The following is a 16,364-nucleotide window of genomic DNA, read 5'->3' as shown; positions in this document are numbered from 1 at the left end:
CGAAATTTCACCCACAAAAAAACCGCATCGCTGCGGTTTTTTTGTGTCTGCAAGAAGCGCTTACACGAACAGCGACAACAGCAGGATAAAGCCCAACGCAACCACCGAGAGGATGGTTTCCATCGCCGTCCAGGTCTTGAACGTCTCGGCCACGGTCATGTTGAAGTACTGCTTCACCAGCCAGAAACCGGCGTCATTCACGTGCGACAGAATCAACGAACCGGCACCGGTAGCCAGTACCAGCAGCTCACGGTTAACGCCCGGAATCATCCCCACCACCGGCACCACAATGCCCGCGCCAGTGATGGTCGCCACAGTCGCCGAACCGGTCGCGATACGGATCACCGCTGCCACCAGCCACGCCAGCAGGATCGGCGAGATCTGTGCGCTGACCGCCATGTGGCCGATCACATCGCCCACACCGCTGGTCACCAGCATCTGCTTGAAGCCACCACCAGCACCGATGATCAGAATGATCGCGGCGGTTGGCGCCAGGCTCGCGTCGAGCCACTTGAGCATCTGCTGGGAACCGATGCCCTGCTTGTGGCCGAAGGTGTACAGCGACAGCAGCAATGCCAGCAGCAGCGCCGAGATCGGGTGACCGATCATGTCCATCCAGGTGCGGAAGAAGTGACCGTCCGGCAGCGCGACGTCAGCGAAGGTTTTCAGCAGCATCAGGAACACTGGCAGCAGCACGGTGATCAGGGTGATGCTGAAGCTCGGCAGCGTGGTCGAGTCGTCATTTTCGCGGGCTAGTTGATCGACCAGTTCCTGATTCGGGTGACCCGGAATGTGCTTGGCGATGAACGTACCGAAGATCGGGCCGGCAATGATGGCGGTCGGCAGCGCAACGATCAGACCATAAAGAATGGTCTTGCCGATGTCAGCGCCGAACACACCGATGGCCAGCAGCGGACCCGGGTGCGGTGGCACCAGACCGTGCACAGCGGACAGGCCGGCGAGCAGCGGGATACCGATCTTGATGATCGACACACCGGTGCGACGCGCAACGATGAACACCAGCGGAATCAGCAATACGAAGCCGATTTCGAAGAACAGCGGAATGCCCACCAGGAACGCGGCGAACATCATTGCCCACTGGACTTTGTCTTTACCGAACGCACGGATCAGGGTCTGGGCGATCTGATCCGCCCCGCCCGACTCGGCCATCATTTTGCCGAGCATGGTGCCCAGCGCGAGGATGATGCCGACGAAACCGAGCACGCCACCGAAGCCGTCCTGGAACGCTTTGATGATGGTGCCGATCGGCATGCCCGACGTCAGGCCGAGGAACGCGGCGGCGATGGTCAGGGAAATGAACGGGTGAATCTTGAATTTGGTGATCAGGATAATCAGGCCGATTACCGTGACCACTGCATCGAGCAGCAGGAACGTCTCATGGGACATGCCAAACATTGGGGGTGTCTCCTGGATTGTTGTTGTTATTAAAGCGGGTTAAACAGAAGTCGGGAGGACAGCGCTATCTCTTTCAACACACTCATACCGCCTGCTTCAGACCGTGGGCCTGCCACCAGACATGAGCCTGGGACGCCAGTTCTTCAACGCTGTGGATCGAAGCGTTCAGGGCCAGGGTCAACGGCTCGCCCTTCGGCGATTCGAGGGTGGCGAACTGGCTTTCGATCAACGTGGCCGGCATGAAGTGGCCCGGACGATGGGACACACGCTCAGCGGCAACTTCAGGGGTCAATTCAAGAAACACGAAGCCCAGGCCCGGCAAGGCACTGCGCAACACTTCGCGATAACTGTGTTTAAGGGCCGAGCAGGTCAGCACCGGGCGTTTGCCCGACGCATCGACGCGACGCAGTTCATCGCACAGGCTGTCGAGCCAGCCGGCGCGGTCGTCGTCGTTCAGGGGGATCCCCGCGCTCATCTTGTCGATGTTCGCGGCCGGATGGAAAGTATCGCCTTCAATGGCAGTGGCGCCGCTCAATTGGCACAGGGCCTCGCTGACGCACGTCTTGCCGCAACCGGCAACGCCCATGATGACCAGGGCGGTGATGGGATGACTCATATAACACCTCAGCGCGCAGACAGCGCTACCTTTGCTAGCTATGACTCTAGTGCACAGGCAGAAGTTGCCGACGCCTTCTTGTCGTTTTTTTGGGTTGCAGCAGGTTTGTTCCCGACACCAAAAAGCGAAGATCAGGCAGGACCTCGCTTACGCATTTACAGCTGCATCAGGACAGCGCTACCTTAGTGCCTTGATTTTTGTTTGGCAAGCCGTCGATGACCACCCCTAAAAACGATAAAAATACCCGCACCACCGGCCGTCCCACCCTGAATGAAGTTGCCCGCCTGGCCGGTGTCAGCCCGATTACCGCCTCCCGCGCCTTGCGTGGGGTCAGCACGGTCGCCACCGAACTGGTGGAAAAAGTCCAGAAAGCTGCGCTTGAACTCAACTATGTAGTCAATCCTGCTGCCCGGGCGTTGGCCTCGGCGCAGAGCCATTCGGTCGTCGTGTTAGTGCCTTCGCTGTCCAATCTGTTGTTCATCGACACCCTGGAAGCCATTCATCGGGTACTCACACCCAAGGGTTTTGAAGTGCTGATCGGCAACTTCCACTACTCGCGCGATGAAGAAGAAAACCTGCTGCGCAACTACATGGCTTATCAGCCGCGCGGTTTCTTGTTGACCGGGTTTGATCGCACGGAAAGTTCGCGGCGGATGATCGAGGCGAGCAATATCCCGTGCGTGTACATGATGGAACTGGACAGCGCCGCCGGGGTAAATTGCGTCGGCTTCTCGCAGCTCAGTGCCGGTGAAACGGCGGCCGAGCATTTGCTCTCTCGTGGGCGCAAGCGTCTGGCTTACATTGGCGCGCAGCTTGATCAGCGCACGTTGTTGCGCGGTGAAGGTTTCCGCAAAGCACTGCAGAAGGCCGGCCGTTATGACCCGGATCTGGAAGTGCTGACGCCTCGCTCTTCATCGGTGGGCTTGGGCGGCGAGTTGTTTTTGCAGTTGCTGGCGGCGCATCCGGATGTTGATGCGATCTTCTTTGGTAACGACGACCTGGCGCAGGGAGCGTTGCTGGAAGCATTGCGCAGCGGCATCAAGATTCCCGAACAAGTGGCGATTCTCGGTTTCAACGACTTGCCGATGTCCGAGCACATGGTGCCGCGCCTGAGCAGCATCAACACCCCGCGAGAAGCGATTGGTCGGCGAGCGGCAGAGCAGATGCTGACGTTGATGGCCGGTAACAGCGTGGCGCGCCCGGTTGAAGACATGGGCTTCGAACTGAAGATTCGCGAAAGTACCTGAAACTGTCGCAATCCCCTGTAGGAGCTGTCGAAGGCTGCGATCTTTTGATTTTGCTCTTGAAAACAAGATCAAAAGATCGCTGCCTTCGGCAGCTCACAGTTTTATGTGGTGCTCACAAATGCTGAGTTGAAACACAACCCTTGTAGGAGTGAGCCTGCTCGCGATAGCGGTGTGTCAGGCGATGCATGTGTTGAATGACACTCCGCTATCGCGAGCAGGCTCACTCCTACAGGGGATCTGCGCAATGTTCAGTGGCTGAGCAGGTCGACGAGGGCCAGTGCGCCTTTCTGTAGTGGCTGGCTTTTGAGCCACACCGCATGCACCGGCATCACCAGACCGTTTTCGATGTTGCGGAAATTCAGCCGTTTCAGCCGTCCGTTGTCCAACCGTGCCTGCACCACCGACAACGGAAAATTACCCCAACCCAATCCCGCCTCAACCATCTCCATCGCCGTCTCAAGACTGTCGGTGCGCCAATACGACTCCGCCACCAACGGCCGCGTTTCACTGATCGGCAAGTCGCGACTGGCAACGATGATCTGCCGCACATGCACCAGGTCTTCGAGAAACACATCCTGCCCCTGCAACAGCGGACTGTCCGCCGCCAGCGTCGCGATCATCCGTTCGCTGCCGACAAACTGAAAGCGCTCCAGCACATTCATGCTCAACCCGGCGAACGCCAGACACACGCTGACGCGGCCGCTGTGCAGCATTGCCAGCACGTCATCCTGCGGCGCGGTCAGCACTTCGATATCGAGCAATGGATGGCGCTCGGCGATCACTTTGATCGCCGCCAGCAAACGACCTCGGTCGATGTCCGCAACCACGCCAATCGACAATTTGCTCTCCAGCCCAAGCGACAGCTCCACGGCATGCACTTGCAACTGTTTAAGCTGCTCGGCAATCAGCCGCGCGTGCGGCACCAGTGACAGCGCCATCGCCGTGGGCTGCGGTTCGCGATGGCTGCGGTCGAACAGCAGATAACCGAGTTCGGCCTCGAGGTTGCCAATACCCATACTGACGGCGGAGGGCACCCGACCTAATGCACGCGCCGCCGCCGAAAACGAGCCACGCTCGATCACGGCAAGAAACAGCTCGATGCTGTCGCTGTTGAAATTCACATCAAACACCTATCAATAGAACTGAAAGTAGCTGACTTTTTCTGTCAGCCCTATTGAAGCTATCTTTCGCCGCCTTCGCCAGTCCCACTGGCCAACAAACGGCAAGAAAGAGGCAAATCCCCCATGCAAGGCGTTAAACGCAAACTGGTCTATGTGTCGCTCTACGAAGTGATCGGCATGACCTTCTCCGCCCTCGGTCTGGCGTTGTTGTCCGGCACGTCGCCGGGCAGCACCGGGCCGCTGGCGGTGATCATCACCACCATCGCCGTCACCTGGAACTTCATTTACACCTCGCTGTTCGAGCACTGGGAAAGTCGCCAGCAATCGCGCACCCGCACAGTCAAACGACGCATTGCGCACGCCGTCGGTTTTCAACTGACGTTGATCGTGTTCCTGATTCCGTTGATTGCCTGGTGGATGAACATCAGCCTGGTGCAGGCGTTTCTGCTGGATCTGGCGTTGATCATTTTCATTCCGTGCTACACGTTTGCCTTCAACTGGCTATTCGACAGGATCTTCGGGCTGCCAGCCTCGGCGCTACCGGATTCGGCGGCTGCGGCATAAATCGTTAATTTGTAAGCAGGTATTGCTAGAAATCAGCGGATTAGCTGATTAAATCAACGATATTCACAATACGTTAACTCCGATAGCAGGCTAAGCTTTTCCATTAATAAAAAAAAAGGATCAGCCTATGACTGCTCACGCCCCTGCTCCCGCCGCCGCGCAACGCGACGGCATCGACCCGATCCGCGCCGCTCAGGTGTCCGCCCGCATCGATCGCCTTCCGGCGGTCGCGACGATTTGGCGCTTGGTGGCGCTGCTGTCGATCGGTGGTTTTTTCGAACTCTACGACCTGTTCCAGACCGCCTACATCAGCCCCGGGCTGATTCGCGATGGCATCTTTGCCACCGGTAATCAGGGTGTGTTCGGTTTCTCCGATCAAGCGGCGTTTGCCTCGGCAACATTCCTCGGCCTGTTCCTCGGCGCCAGCCTGCTGAGCCCGTTGGCGGACCGCTTCGGTCGTCGCGCGATCTTCACCTTCGCCCTGGTCTGGTACACGGTGGCGACGGTGTTAATGGGGATTCAGAGTTCGGCACCGGGCATCATCTGCATGCGCTTTCTGGTCGGCATCGGCCTGGGCATCGAGCTAGTGACCATCGACGCCTACCTCTCGGAGCTGGTACCCAAACGCATGCGCAGTTCGGCGTTTGCCTTCGCGTTTTTCGTGCAGTTCCTCTCGGTGCCGGCGGTGGCACTGATGTCGTGGTGGCTAGTGCCGCAAGCGCCGTTCGGGGTATCCGGCTGGCGTTGGGTGGTGTTGGCCAGCGCGGTGTTTGCGCTGTTTATCTGGTGGCTGCGCAAACGTCTGCCGGAATCGCCGCGCTGGCTCGCGCAGCAAGGCCGCTTTGAGGAAGCCAACCGGATTCTCGATGGCATTGAAGCACGATGCGAGAAGGATCACGGCAAGCCACTGGACGTGCCCGAAACGGTCCCGGTCGATGTCGAAGGCAAGGGTCGCTTCGCGGATATCTGGCAGCCACCGTATCGCCGTCGCGCGTTGATGCTGATCGTATTCCACATCTTTCAGGCGATCGGCTTCTTCGGTTTCGGCAATTGGTTGCCGGCGCTGCTGTCCGGCCAAGGTGTCAGCGTCACCCATAGTTTGATGTATGCGTTCATCATCACACTCGCCTACCCGCTTGGGCCGCTGCTGTTCGTGAAGTTCGCCAACCGTTTCGAGAACAAATGGCAGATCGTCGGCTCGGCCCTCGGCGCAATGACCTTCGGCACCTTGTTCGCTCTGCAGACCAGTGCCTTCGGGCTGATCTTCTGCGGGGTGATGATCACGTTCTGCAACGCCTGGCTGAGCTTCAGCTATCACTCGTACCAGAGCGAACTGTTTCCGACCAACATTCGCGCCCGCGCCGTCGGCTTCTGTTATTCCTTCAGTCGTTTGTCGACGGTGTTCAGCAGTTTGCTGATCGGGATGTTCCTGGATAATTTCGGCACGCCGGGAGTGTTGGCATTCATCGTCAGCAGCATGCTGATCGTGATGCTGACCATCGGCTGGTTCGGCCCGCGCACACGCAATCTGGCACTGGAGAATATTGCGCATCGCTGACGGCGCAGCGGTCATCCTCTGCCGCTTATCGGCAAGGGATGACCGCTACGAAGACCTGATCAATGATCAATCCGTTGAAATAAAAGGATTTATTCAGAAGGCACAGTAATTGCTCTGCTAAGCCAGTCAGCAATTACCTACAGGTCTGCACATCATGTTGATCAGTGCCAAACAACAGCAAATCATTCACCTGCCCAAAGCGCTGAATGAAGATGCCACCACCACGGCAGCCGCCGGTCTGCAAGGTGGCCTGCACGGCGCCATGCTGCAAACCCTGCAAAACCAGACCCAGGCGCAAACCGCTGAAGCCACTGCCAAGGTGCAGGACTCGGCCACGCAGATCGCCACCCAGCAAGTCAGCGAAGCCTCGCGCATCAGCGACAACGTCGACGAAGCTTTCGCCAAAACGCGCGTGGGCCTGCAATCGACCGATGCCACCAGCGCCTCGGCAAAATCCGCCACCGACGAATTCAAGGACTACATGAGCAAGACGCCGGAACAGCGTCTGCGCGACAGTATCCTGCAGTCGATGGGGCTGACCGAAGATGACATCAAAGCCATGCCGCCGGAGAAACAACTGGCCGTCGGCAAGGAGATCGCCGAGCGTTTGCAGGACAAGATGAAGTTGGCGCAGGCTGAGAAAGACAACGATGTGAAGGACAGCGACAAGCAGGCGGACAAGTTTCTTGCTGCGCTCTGATTTCCAGGTCGCCTGAAATCAAATGTGGGAGCGAGCCCGCTCGCGAAGGCGGTGAACCAATCAACGTGGATGTTGAATGTTCCATCGCCTTCGCGAGCAGGCTCGCTCCCACAATGTTTTGGTTGATCGGCGTCAGTTCAGTTGCAGGGTTTCATTGAACTGGCTGATCGCATCCACCACATGCCGCGATCCTTGCTGGATCTCCAGAATCACCTCCCCCGCCTCATTCGCCAACTCAACCCCGATCCCGGTACGGCTCAAACTCGACTGCATGCTCGACACCGCACTCAACGACAGGTCATGGTTCTTGCGCACCACCTCGACAATTTCCAGCGTCGCCTGACTGGTCCGCGCCGCGAGGCTACGCACCTCATCCGCGACCACCGCAAAGCCACGCCCATGTTCACCGGCCCGCGCCGCTTCAATTGCAGCGTTAAGTGCCAACAAGTTGGTCTGATCGGCAATCCCGCGAATGGTCTGCACGATGGTGCCGATGATGTCCGATTGTTTGCTGACCGCATCAATACTGGACGCAGCTTCGTTGAGGTCGCGGGAAATGTCCTGAATGATCTGCACCGTTTGCTGCACGACCTGTGAGCCTTTTTGCGCGCAGGCGTCATTTTGTACCGAAGTGCTGTGGGCCGATTCGGCAGCGTTCTGCAACGTAGTCATCTGATGGGTGATGTCGCTGGCGAATTTCACCACTTTGTACAGGCGGCCCTTAGCGTCGAACAGTGGGTTGTACGACGCTTCCAGATAGACCATGTGCCCGGACTTGTTCTTGCGCTCGAAACGATGCGAGTGATATTCGCCGCGATTGAGCGAGGCCCAGAATGCCTTGTATTGCGAGGACTCGGCTTCGGCGCGATGGCAGAACAGGCTGTGATGATGGCCGACGATTTCGTTGAGCGAGTACTGCATGGTCTTGAGGAAGTTGTCGTTGGCGGTAATGACATTGCCTTCCGGGGTGAACTCGATCACCGCCATCGAGCGACCAATCGCGGCCAGCATGCTTTCTTCTTCGTGTTCCTTGTTGATCCGCGCGGTGATGTCCGCCGCCACTTTGATCACACTTCTGACTTGCTTGTCCGGGCCATATACCGGCATGTAACTGGCTTCGAGCCAGACTTCCCTGCCGGCCTTGTTCAAACGCAGGAAAGTCCCGCTGATCGGTTCACCACGGGCCAGGTCACGCCACAGCTTTGCGTATTCCTCACTGCGGTAGAACACCTCTTCACAAAACACCCGATGATGTTTACCACGCACTTCATCGGCGCTGTAGCCCATGGTCTTGCAGAAGTTTTCGTTGGCATCCAGAACAATGCCGTCAGGGGTGAACTCGATCATTGCCATCGAACGGCTGATCGCTTCCAGCTTGGCGTTGGCCTCGGTCAAGGCGCAGCTGAATCGCTCGATCTGCTGCAGGTCAGCCTTGTGATGTAGGTTGAACATGGTTGTATCACCTTCCGCGCGGACTTTTGATTTGATGAAAGTTCAGTTCTTTCAAGATCCACCACTACGTTCCACAGAACAGGCACACGCATTCCTCCACGGGAGGAAGTTGTCAGGTGATAAATGATGATCAATCGGAGAGTCCATGCAGCGACGCTCTAATCAAGACATCCTTCTCTTGATAGCCCGCACGCGGGCCAGCCCTAACGCGTTGAAGAACTTCCATGTAAGCGACGCTCCTTGTTGGTTCAGTGTCGGTGCCTTGGGTTGCGCACTCTGGCAGCATGAATTCACGGACCAACGATGTGTTTCAGCCATGTTTTGACATGACGGTCGACATAGTTAGTTACGAGAAGCATAGCCAGTGCAAAGACCTGCGCAAGGCCATTAGTCGGCCAGTATCTGGCACTTTTTGCACAAGAAACGGTTCAGCGCGGGGAGAATCGTCGGCGAGGCGGACGCTTTCGCGAGCAGGCTCGCTCCCACCTTTGGAACGCATTCCCCCTGTGGGAGCGAGCCTGCTCGCGAAGGCAAAAGTTATAGCGCTACAAAAACGACAGAAACGACTTACAAACTTCCAGTCACCTTGGTCGCCACCTCCGCAGGCACCCAAGGCTTCCAGACCTGCGGCTGATCACGCAAAAACGCTTCCGCCACCAACCTCGGCTGCAAACGTTTTTCACTCATCCCCGCCAAAGTCTGGTTCAACAGATCAATCGGCAAATCGACTTTCTCGAAGAACGCCACCAACTCCGGATACTGCGCCTTGAACGGCGCCGATACGCCAATCGCCAGGCTCGCCGGCATCGAGCGGGTGCCTTTGGGGTTTGGGTTATTGGCATCGGCCAACGTCTTCCAGGCCTCGGCATCGAACGGCGGTTCTTCCAGTTTCACCAGTTTGAATCGCCCCAGCAGCGGCGTCGGTGACCAGTAGTAGAACAACACCGGTTTACCGCGTTTGATCGACGATGCCACCTCGGCATCCAGTGCCGCGCCGGAACCGGTGCGGAAATTCACGAAGCTGTCGTTCAGCGCATAGGCCTTGAGCTTCTGGCTGTTGACGATCTCCGAGGTCCAACCGGTCGGGCTGTTAAGGAAGCGTCCGCGAGTTGGATCTTCCAGGTCGCGGAATACGTCTTTGTAGCGCGGCAGGTCCGCCACCGATTTCAACTCCGGCGCCAACGCTTTGATGCCCCGCTCGGGGTCGCCCTTGATCACATACTCCGGCACCCACCAGCCTTCGGTTGCGCCTTTGACCGTGTCGCCCAAACCGAACACCTTGCCTTCGGCGGCCGCTTTGACCCACGCTGGACTGCGCCCGGCCCATTCTTCTCCGATCACCTGAATATCGTTTTTCGCCAGCGCGGCCTCAAGGCTGACCGTGCTGCCGGGCAAAGTGTCGGTCGAGTAGCCGTAGCCTTTTTCTACGATCAGACGCAGCACTTCGGTGATGAAACTGCCGCTTTCCCAAGTGATATCGCCGAAGTGGATCGGCGCGTTTTTTTCCGTCGCCGAAACAGCGCCGACACTCAGGCTCAACGCCAGCAACGAAGTGCCGAGCAGGGTTTTGATCGATCTCATGCGGACCTCTTGTCTTGCAGGGATTGGTTGGCGCTGTGGCGATCGCACAGCGCTTGGGAACGGTTCATGTACTCGCTGACCGACCGCTGGGAGATGCCCAGTTCGGCGGCGATTTGCGGGTAGGTCAGGCCGTCGATGCGCGCGAGTAGAAACGTCGTGCGGACTTTGTCGGGCAGGCGCTGCAAGCTGTGATCGAGGCAGTTGAGGGTTTGCGATAGCGTGACCAGGTCTTCAGGCGAGACGGCGTAATCGACATCGAGTTGCTGGCGATGACGACGCTCCAGATCACCGCGCCGCCAGCGTTGATAGAGCAGACGCTGGGCGATAGTCGTCAGCAAGGCGCGAGGTTCGCGGATGGCCCTCAGTGCCGGGGCTTCAAGCAATTGGGCGAAGGTTTCGGCGGCGATGTCTTCGCTGCCGGCCGCGTCGTGCAGATGACCGCGCAGATAAGCACAGAGCCAGCGATAGTGGGCGCGAAACAGACTGTCCACGGTGTGACGATGGGAAAGCTCGGCGCCGGACATAGGGGCTCCTTGATGAGGGGTCGCTGAATGTCCGGTGTTCCGGTGGCGCGATCGTAGCAAGGCGCCTTATTCTTTAAAAATACTTATATTTCATTTTTATATTCTATTCTGAAATATAAAAACAAAAGATCGCAGCCTTCGGCAGCTCCTACACTGATCCCCTGTAGGAGCTGCCGGAGGCTGCGATCTTTAGCGCAAGCGGCCATAGCCAAGTTCTTCAGCCTCGCGCTGATAATCGAGCAGGATTTGATAATCGCGCTCACTGGCCGCAATCACCTCAGGCAATCCCAAGGTCTGTGCGACATCAGGGAGTTCGCGCAAGGTTTCATTCATTACCTGTCGGAGCTGCTCGACCTGCTCATCCGTAGCGCTACCTACCGTAATGAACGGCAAGGTCGGACTCCACGCACTGCGCGCTATCACCCGCAAGGCACTGACTTCTTCCGGCGCATGTTGCGCCAGATAGGCGCAGGTGACGCTGTCGATGGCAGCAAGATCGGCGCGGTTTTCGCGCAACCAGCGCAGGCTCTCGCGATGGCCACCGCTGATGCCGACCGAGGCAAAGAATTGTCCGTCCTGATTCAGTGGCGCCAAGCGCTGACGCAGCAGGTTCATGCCACTGTTGGAGTCCTCACTGTTGATCACCCCGCGCCTGTCGCGGAACTCCGCCAAGGTTTTGCGTGGGTCATGAACCCGGTTAAGGATCAGGCTGCAATGATTGCCAGCGCTGGCGTCGGGCAGTTCGTAGCGTGGGCGGCCGACGATGCGCACTTGTCCGCGCAATGCAGTCATCAGCGGGTAACCGCAGGTCTGCGTGAGCAGCAGATCGGGGGATAACCAGAGTTCTCGCAGTGACAGGCCTTCAGCACTCAGGCGAGTGTGGCCAAGTTGCTCGAGAATGCGCGCAATCCAGCGCTCATTCGCCGCGCGGATTGGCTCGGGGGCGATGTACATCAGGAGTTCGGCGTGGTGTTGGGTCATACATTTTTCCCGGTAAACACAAATCCAATGTAGGAGTGAGCCTGCTCGCGATAGCGGTGCATCAGTGACATCTTCAGTGCCTGACACACCGCTATCGCGAGCAGGCTCACTCCTACAGGGGTTGCGGTGTTCTTGGGTCAGTGGTAAGGATGCTCTGGACTGTCGATCGGCTTGAAGCCATTGCGTCGCCAGAACTCGCCATACCCTTGGACCAGAAACCCGCCACTGCGCGCAATCCATTGCTCGCGATGCATCCGGTAAACCGTGGGCAAGTCGTACCACGCAAGCTTGGGCAAGTCGTGATGCACCAGATGAAAATTCAGATTCAGGAACAACCAGCGCCACGGCCAACCCGCTTCGTTCAACACCGTGCGCTGCTCAGGCTGCGCGTGTGGGCGATGTTCATAATAGGAGCGGATCATCGCGATCGACAGCGCCGGCACGCTGATCAGCAGCAGGTAATGCCAGACCGGCAGCGCGCTGAAACGGGCGATGAACCACAGCATCAGTAACGTGAACAGGCCGTGGGTCAGCCACATCAACCAGGCTTGGCGTTCGCCATTCTTCAGCCGGAGCAACTCTTCTTTGGCCAGCGCCATCAGCGCCAGCGGTGCGCCGATCACGAAGCGTCCGAGCACGGTTTTGTTCAACCAGTGCAGGCAGCGTTCGAACAGCGAACTGCCCTGCCAGCCGGCGCGGGTGAGGTAACGGCTTTCCGGATCGACGCCGGGCACGGTCAGATCCTCATCGCGGTGATGCAGCAAATGGCTGTCGCGATACAGCGTGTACGGATACCACACGGCAAAAGGCGCATAGCCAAGGATCTTGTTGAAGCGCACCCAGCGTGTCGGATGGCCGTGCAGCAACTCGTGCTGCACCGACAGCCACAACACCACCAGCGGGATCAGCAACAGCGTGCTCAAGGCACGGCCCAGCCAGTGACTGTTGAGCACAATGGCGAACCAGCCAGCATAGACGCCGATCAGCAACAGCCAGGTCGGCCACTCGGTACGGGCGGTGACGCGTTGGCGCAGGGTTTCGATCTGCTTACGATGGGCGGCGTCGAAGTAATGGGACATGGCATTGCTCGGAACGGGATTCATCCCCTTCTGTGCAACGACGCGGTGCAATCTTGCAGATTATTTTTGGATGCAGGCGGGAGCCCGAGAACCGGGCTCCGGAAAGGCGTTATCAGTGACCGAAGATGTCGACCTTTTTGGCTTTCTTCTCTGCGCGTTTTTCAATCGCGGTCTTGGCCGGTTTCTTCTTCGCGGCTTTCTTTGAATCCATACCTTTGGACATGATGCCTACTCCACTCACAGGGGATGTGAGGTCAGGTATACACCTATCCAGAGCCGTGCGTTCTTTTATAATCGGCGCTTTGCCCACCGACAGTCCGATCCCATGCCCGACACCCGATACAGCCTGCTCGACGAGTCGCTTTGGCCGTTGATGAACAAGTTTTACCGCAGCCACCAGTCCTCTATGAAAGCCGTTCGCGATGCGCAATTGTGGGTCGCGCGGCGCGGAGAGATTGTGGGCGCGTTGTGCTTGCGGCCGGTGTCCGGCGGGCAATGGTTGACCGGGCTGTTTGTGGATCCGGGGTGTCGTGAACAGGGCGTTGCCGCACAGCTGATCGCAGCGGCAGTGCAGGATGTGAGCGAGCCGGTGTGGCTGTTCTGTCATCCGGATTTGCGTGAGTTTTACGAGAGACGCGGGTTCACGTTCGACCCGGCGCTGCCCCAGGCGATGGCGGAGCGCTTGAGCCGGTATGCGCGGAGCAAGCCGATGATTGCGATGGAACTGAGACCGTCAATCTGATGCAAAACCCTGTAGGAGTGAGCCTGCTCGCGATAGCGGTATGTCAGTGACATTTTCGGTGACTGACATACCGCTATCGCGAGCAGGCTCACTCCTACAAGGGGATTGTGGTGTTCTCGGGGATTAGTCGTCTGCTGCGGGATCGAGGTCGGGGAACATCACTTCGGTAAAACCGAACTTGCTGAAATCGGTGATGCGCGACGGGTACAGCCGGCCGATCAGGTGATCACATTCGTGCTGCACAACGCGTGCGTGAAAACCTGAAGCGATGCGCACAACCGGTTCACCTTTCGGATCAAACCCTTCGTAGCGAATCTGCTGATAACGATCCACGGCACCGCGCAAACCCGGGACCGACAGACAGCCTTCAAAGCCCTCTTCCGTCAGCGGACTCAGCGGGGTGATCAACGGATTGATCAGGATCGTCTGCGGCACCGCTTCAGCGTCCGGATAACGCTCGCTGTGCTCGAAACCAAAGATCACCAATTGCAGATCGACACCGATCTGCGGCGCAGCCAGGCCAACGCCACCGACGCTTTCCATGGTCTGGAACATATCGTCGATCAGTTGCCACAGCTCAGGGCTGTCGAACATTTCCGCCGGCACGGGCGGAGCAATGCGCAGCAGGCGCTCGTCGCCCATTTTCAGAATTTCACGAATCATGATCAGACTTCGTCAGTGTCCGGCTTGAGCGAATGATCGCGGCCCAGGCCCGAGACGTGTTGTTTGGGATGTTCATCGAGTTCGCCGGGGACTTTCTCACCCGCATCCTTGCCCTCGCTGGACATGTGCTCGATCACCGCGTTCATTTCCGCTCCCAGCAGCAACACCGCGGCGGAGATGTAGAAATACAGCAAGAGCACGATGATTGCGCCGATGCTGCCATACATCGCGTTGTAGTTGGCGAAGGTTTTCACGTAGAAGGCGAAACCCAACGAAGCGATGATCCACACCACCACCGCCAATACCGAACCTGGGGTGATAAAGCGGAATTCCTGTTTGACGTCGGGCATCACGTAGTAAATCAGTGCCACGGCGACCATCATCAGAATCACGATCACCGGCCAGCGTGCGATGGTCCAAACGGTGACGATGAAGTCTTCCAGTCCCACTTGCGCGGCGATCCAGCCCATCACCTGCGGCCCGAGCACCATCAGCGCGGCGGCCACCAGCAGCATGCCGGCGATGCCGACGGTGTAGACAATCGACAATGGGAAGCGCTTCCAGACCGGTCGGCCTTCGACCACGTCGTACGCCGCGTTCATCGCACTCATCATCAAGCGCACGCCTGCGGAGGCGGTGTACAGGGCGATAACGATACCGACGGAAAGCAGGCCGCCCTTGGACTGCTGCAACTGGTCAATCACCGGATTGACCTGCTCCAGCGCCTGCGGTGGCAGGACCAGTTCCGATTGCAGACGCAGCCACGAAAAGAAGTCCGGCAAGTGCAGGAAACCGATCAGGGCGATCAGAAACAGAATGAACGGGAACAGCGAGAACAGCATCTGGTAGGCCAGTGCCGAAGCGTAGGTCGACATCTCGTCGTCGACGAATTCAGTGACTGTGCGCACCATCACCCGGTGCAGGGGCAGACCTTTCATGTCCGGAAAAATCATTCGCGTCTCCTTTCGCCGCAATACAGGTTGAAGTCGTGGCGACTCAGGGGCCGTTTTTTACATCACGTTAGCCTGTTTGGCGAACCTCGTCGGGTCGCAACAGGCTTTTGACACAAAAACGGCCATCCTTGGATGGCCGCTCGTGTATTTCGTTCAAGGCTGAGTTACGCCTTGTCGACACCTTTTTTGACGGCGTCCTTGGCTGTGCCGACCGCTTGCTGGGCCTCACCTTTTTTCTCTTGAATCTTGCCTTCGGCCTGCAACTTGGTGTTGTCGGTGGCTTTACCGACGCCTTGCTTGACGTTGCCGACGGCTTCGTTGGCCATGCCTTTTACTTTATCGCCTGTGCTACTCATGGTGTTTCTCCTTGGTGCATTTAGGGGGAAAAGTCAGTACGTAATGATTGACTGGCCGGGTTTGCGCCAAGTTTCATTTATTTTCGGGGGTTCATTTCGTCGCGGCGTGCAGGTTGGGCTTTATGTTTGCTGCCCAACCCACGAGAATGCCCACCATATGGGCGCCACGCGCCAGGAACCGATCCCGCAGGAATGTTATGAAACTCGATAAAACGCAGGCCATCGCCCGACGCAACAAGGAACTGGGCGGCGCCGTGCTCGGCACCAACAACTGCCACTTCGCCGAACTGAACCGTAACCGCAACATCTGGTGGTTCGACCTGCCGGTGTCGCGTCTGGCCATCGGTCAGTACGAGTGGATTCACCTGCTGATGCACACCCCGGCCACCGATGAACTGCTGCACCTGAAAGTGCCGACGGTGTTTCTGCGTGAAAAGCTTGAAGGGCTGGTGATTCGCAATGAAGGCAAGCGTAAAGCGGCATTGAGCCTGGAATTGAGTGCGGACAAGGATTCGTATCTGCAGGACATGCGTCCGGCGGGGACTAACGTGAATTTTGCGCCGTTTCGTCAGTAGGATTTGTGCTGTCCCCTTTTCCCCTCACCCTAGCCCTCTCCCAAAGGGAGAGGGGACCGACTGAGTTGTTTGGGCGAGCTACGCCGACCTGAGATTCCGAGTTGAACTCAGATTCTAAACAGCCCCCCGATCGGCTCCCTTCCCCCTCGCCCCCCTGGGGGAGAGGGCTGGGGTGAGGGGGTAGGATTTACCGGACACTGCAAACTCCCTCGCATACACCAACAAAAAGCCCCGCA

16 protein-coding genes and 2 pseudogenes are annotated in these 16,364 nt (G+C 58.0%); 6 read left to right on the top strand and 12 right to left on the bottom strand.

Features of this window, described 5'->3' with window-relative positions; all coding sequences use genetic code 11:
- Nucleotides 1–60: 60 nt before the first annotated feature.
- Nucleotides 61–1,416, bottom strand: coding sequence for a GntP family permease (locus tag ACI514_RS02530; RefSeq protein WP_008082018.1), 1,356 nt, complete (start codon nt 1,414–1,416; stop codon nt 61–63).
- Nucleotides 1,417–1,498: 82 nt separating this feature from the next.
- Complete coding sequence (locus ACI514_RS02525) at nt 1,499–2,032, bottom strand: gluconokinase (RefSeq protein ID WP_160059133.1); 534 nt, start codon at nt 2,030–2,032, stop codon at nt 1,499–1,501.
- A 215-nt stretch (nt 2,033–2,247) separates the two neighbouring features.
- Between ACI514_RS02525 and ACI514_RS02520 the strand changes: the two genes are divergently transcribed.
- Nucleotides 2,248–3,279 carry a LacI family DNA-binding transcriptional regulator gene (locus tag ACI514_RS02520; RefSeq protein WP_405123023.1) on the top strand — a complete coding sequence of 344 codons (1,032 nt, stop codon included), beginning with the start codon at nt 2,248–2,250 and terminating at the stop codon, nt 3,277–3,279.
- A 248-nt stretch (nt 3,280–3,527) separates the two neighbouring features.
- Here ACI514_RS02520 and ACI514_RS02515 read toward each other — a convergent pair whose 3' ends face one another.
- Complete coding sequence (locus tag ACI514_RS02515) at nt 3,528–4,400, bottom strand: LysR family transcriptional regulator (protein ID WP_160059135.1); 873 nt, start codon at nt 4,398–4,400, stop codon at nt 3,528–3,530.
- A gap of 123 nt (nt 4,401–4,523) precedes the next feature.
- Here ACI514_RS02515 and ACI514_RS02510 point away from each other — a divergent pair, with 123 nt between their 5' ends.
- The 3 genes from ACI514_RS02510 to ACI514_RS02500 all read left to right on the top strand — a co-directional run bounded on the left by ACI514_RS02510 (nt 4,524) and on the right by ACI514_RS02500 (nt 7,222).
- On the top strand, nt 4,524–4,964 hold the full coding sequence (locus ACI514_RS02510) for a PACE efflux transporter (RefSeq protein ID WP_034153370.1): 441 nt from the start codon (nt 4,524–4,526) through the stop codon (nt 4,962–4,964).
- 127 nt (nt 4,965–5,091) lie between these two features.
- Complete coding sequence (locus ACI514_RS02505) at nt 5,092–6,522, top strand: MFS transporter (RefSeq protein ID WP_405123022.1); 1,431 nt, start codon at nt 5,092–5,094, stop codon at nt 6,520–6,522.
- A gap of 154 nt (nt 6,523–6,676) precedes the next feature.
- Nucleotides 6,677–7,222, top strand: a complete 546-nt coding sequence (locus tag ACI514_RS02500; RefSeq protein WP_160060129.1) for a hypothetical protein — start codon at nt 6,677–6,679, stop codon at nt 7,220–7,222.
- Nucleotides 7,223–7,354: 132 nt separating this feature from the next.
- Here ACI514_RS02500 and ACI514_RS02495 read toward each other — a convergent pair.
- From ACI514_RS02495 to ACI514_RS02470, 6 genes and pseudogenes are all read right to left on the bottom strand, one after another.
- Nucleotides 7,355–7,777 (bottom strand): annotated as a pseudogene (locus ACI514_RS02495) (methyl-accepting chemotaxis protein); the annotation flags it as partial.
- Nucleotides 7,778–7,897: 120 nt separating this feature from the next.
- A pseudogene (locus ACI514_RS02490) lies at nt 7,898–8,674 on the bottom strand (PAS domain-containing protein); the annotation flags it as partial.
- Nucleotides 8,675–9,241: 567 nt separating this feature from the next.
- Complete coding sequence (locus tag ACI514_RS02485) at nt 9,242–10,255, bottom strand: ABC transporter substrate-binding protein (protein ID WP_405123021.1); 1,014 nt, start codon at nt 10,253–10,255, stop codon at nt 9,242–9,244.
- Nucleotides 10,252–10,779: a sigma-70 family RNA polymerase sigma factor gene (locus ACI514_RS02480; RefSeq protein WP_160059140.1), complete on the bottom strand. Its 528-nt coding sequence runs from the start codon at nt 10,777–10,779 to the stop codon at nt 10,252–10,254. The genes ACI514_RS02485 and ACI514_RS02480 overlap by 4 nt, the downstream gene beginning before the upstream one ends.
- 189 nt (nt 10,780–10,968) lie before the next feature.
- Nucleotides 10,969–11,760: a phosphate/phosphite/phosphonate ABC transporter substrate-binding protein gene (locus ACI514_RS02475; protein WP_405123020.1), complete on the bottom strand. Its 792-nt coding sequence runs from the start codon at nt 11,758–11,760 to the stop codon at nt 10,969–10,971.
- 137 nt (nt 11,761–11,897) lie between these two features.
- Nucleotides 11,898–12,839 (bottom strand): fatty acid desaturase, encoded by a 942-nt coding sequence (locus ACI514_RS02470; RefSeq protein ID WP_160059142.1) that lies wholly within the window; start codon nt 12,837–12,839, stop codon nt 11,898–11,900.
- A gap of 325 nt (nt 12,840–13,164) precedes the next feature.
- Between ACI514_RS02470 and ACI514_RS02465 the strand changes: the two genes are divergently transcribed.
- Nucleotides 13,165–13,581 carry a GNAT family N-acetyltransferase gene (locus ACI514_RS02465; protein ID WP_160059143.1) on the top strand — a complete coding sequence of 139 codons (417 nt, stop codon included), beginning with the start codon at nt 13,165–13,167 and terminating at the stop codon, nt 13,579–13,581.
- Between the two features lie 123 nt (nt 13,582–13,704).
- Here the strand turns inward: ACI514_RS02465 and def are convergent, their stop codons facing one another.
- From def to ACI514_RS02450, 3 genes are all read right to left on the bottom strand, one after another.
- Nucleotides 13,705–14,244, bottom strand: coding sequence for a peptide deformylase (gene def / locus ACI514_RS02460; protein WP_405123019.1), 540 nt, complete (start codon nt 14,242–14,244; stop codon nt 13,705–13,707).
- Nucleotides 14,245–14,246: 2 nt separating this feature from the next.
- On the bottom strand, nt 14,247–15,197 hold the full coding sequence (locus tag ACI514_RS02455) for a YihY/virulence factor BrkB family protein (RefSeq protein WP_077574243.1): 951 nt from the start codon (nt 15,195–15,197) through the stop codon (nt 14,247–14,249).
- Between the two features lie 164 nt (nt 15,198–15,361).
- Entirely contained in the window at nt 15,362–15,553 is a 192-nt protein-coding gene (locus ACI514_RS02450; RefSeq protein ID WP_160059145.1) for a CsbD family protein, read from the bottom strand.
- A gap of 197 nt (nt 15,554–15,750) precedes the next feature.
- On the opposite strand from ACI514_RS02450, the gene ACI514_RS02445 reads away from it, so the two are divergent.
- Nucleotides 15,751–16,128, top strand: coding sequence for a hypothetical protein (locus tag ACI514_RS02445; protein ID WP_007917843.1), 378 nt, complete (start codon nt 15,751–15,753; stop codon nt 16,126–16,128).
- Nucleotides 16,129–16,364: the final 236 nt, after the last annotated feature.

This window comes from Pseudomonas sp. M20, from assembly GCF_045037865.1.
Lineage (GTDB): Bacteria > Pseudomonadota > Gammaproteobacteria > Pseudomonadales > Pseudomonadaceae > Aquipseudomonas.
Note: the sequence above shows the minus strand (reverse complement) of the source record. Positions and strands in the feature narration are given on the sequence as shown.

Coding starts and splice junctions, on each gene's coding strand:
- ACI514_RS02530 (WP_008082018.1), bottom strand. CDS start 1,416: ATGTTTGGCATGTCCCATGAGACGTTCCTGCTGCTCGATGCAGTGGTC.
- ACI514_RS02525 (WP_160059133.1), bottom strand. CDS start 2,032: ATGAGTCATCCCATCACCGCCCTGGTCATCATGGGCGTTGCCGGTTGC.
- ACI514_RS02520 (WP_405123023.1), top strand. CDS start 2,248: ATGACCACCCCTAAAAACGATAAAAATACCCGCACCACCGGCCGTCCC.
- ACI514_RS02510 (WP_034153370.1), top strand. CDS start 4,524: ATGCAAGGCGTTAAACGCAAACTGGTCTATGTGTCGCTCTACGAAGTG.
- ACI514_RS02505 (WP_405123022.1), top strand. CDS start 5,092: ATGACTGCTCACGCCCCTGCTCCCGCCGCCGCGCAACGCGACGGCATC.
- ACI514_RS02500 (WP_160060129.1), top strand. CDS start 6,677: ATGTTGATCAGTGCCAAACAACAGCAAATCATTCACCTGCCCAAAGCG.
- ACI514_RS02485 (WP_405123021.1), bottom strand. CDS start 10,255: ATGAGATCGATCAAAACCCTGCTCGGCACTTCGTTGCTGGCGTTGAGC.
- ACI514_RS02480 (WP_160059140.1), bottom strand. CDS start 10,779: ATGTCCGGCGCCGAGCTTTCCCATCGTCACACCGTGGACAGTCTGTTT.
- ACI514_RS02475 (WP_405123020.1), bottom strand. CDS start 11,760: ATGACCCAACACCACGCCGAACTCCTGATGTACATCGCCCCCGAGCCA.
- ACI514_RS02470 (WP_160059142.1), bottom strand. CDS start 12,839: ATGTCCCATTACTTCGACGCCGCCCATCGTAAGCAGATCGAAACCCTG.
- ACI514_RS02465 (WP_160059143.1), top strand. CDS start 13,165: ATGCCCGACACCCGATACAGCCTGCTCGACGAGTCGCTTTGGCCGTTG.
- def (WP_405123019.1), bottom strand. CDS start 14,244: ATGATTCGTGAAATTCTGAAAATGGGCGACGAGCGCCTGCTGCGCATT.
- ACI514_RS02455 (WP_077574243.1), bottom strand. CDS start 15,197: ATGATTTTTCCGGACATGAAAGGTCTGCCCCTGCACCGGGTGATGGTG.
- ACI514_RS02450 (WP_160059145.1), bottom strand. CDS start 15,553: ATGAGTAGCACAGGCGATAAAGTAAAAGGCATGGCCAACGAAGCCGTC.
- ACI514_RS02445 (WP_007917843.1), top strand. CDS start 15,751: ATGAAACTCGATAAAACGCAGGCCATCGCCCGACGCAACAAGGAACTG.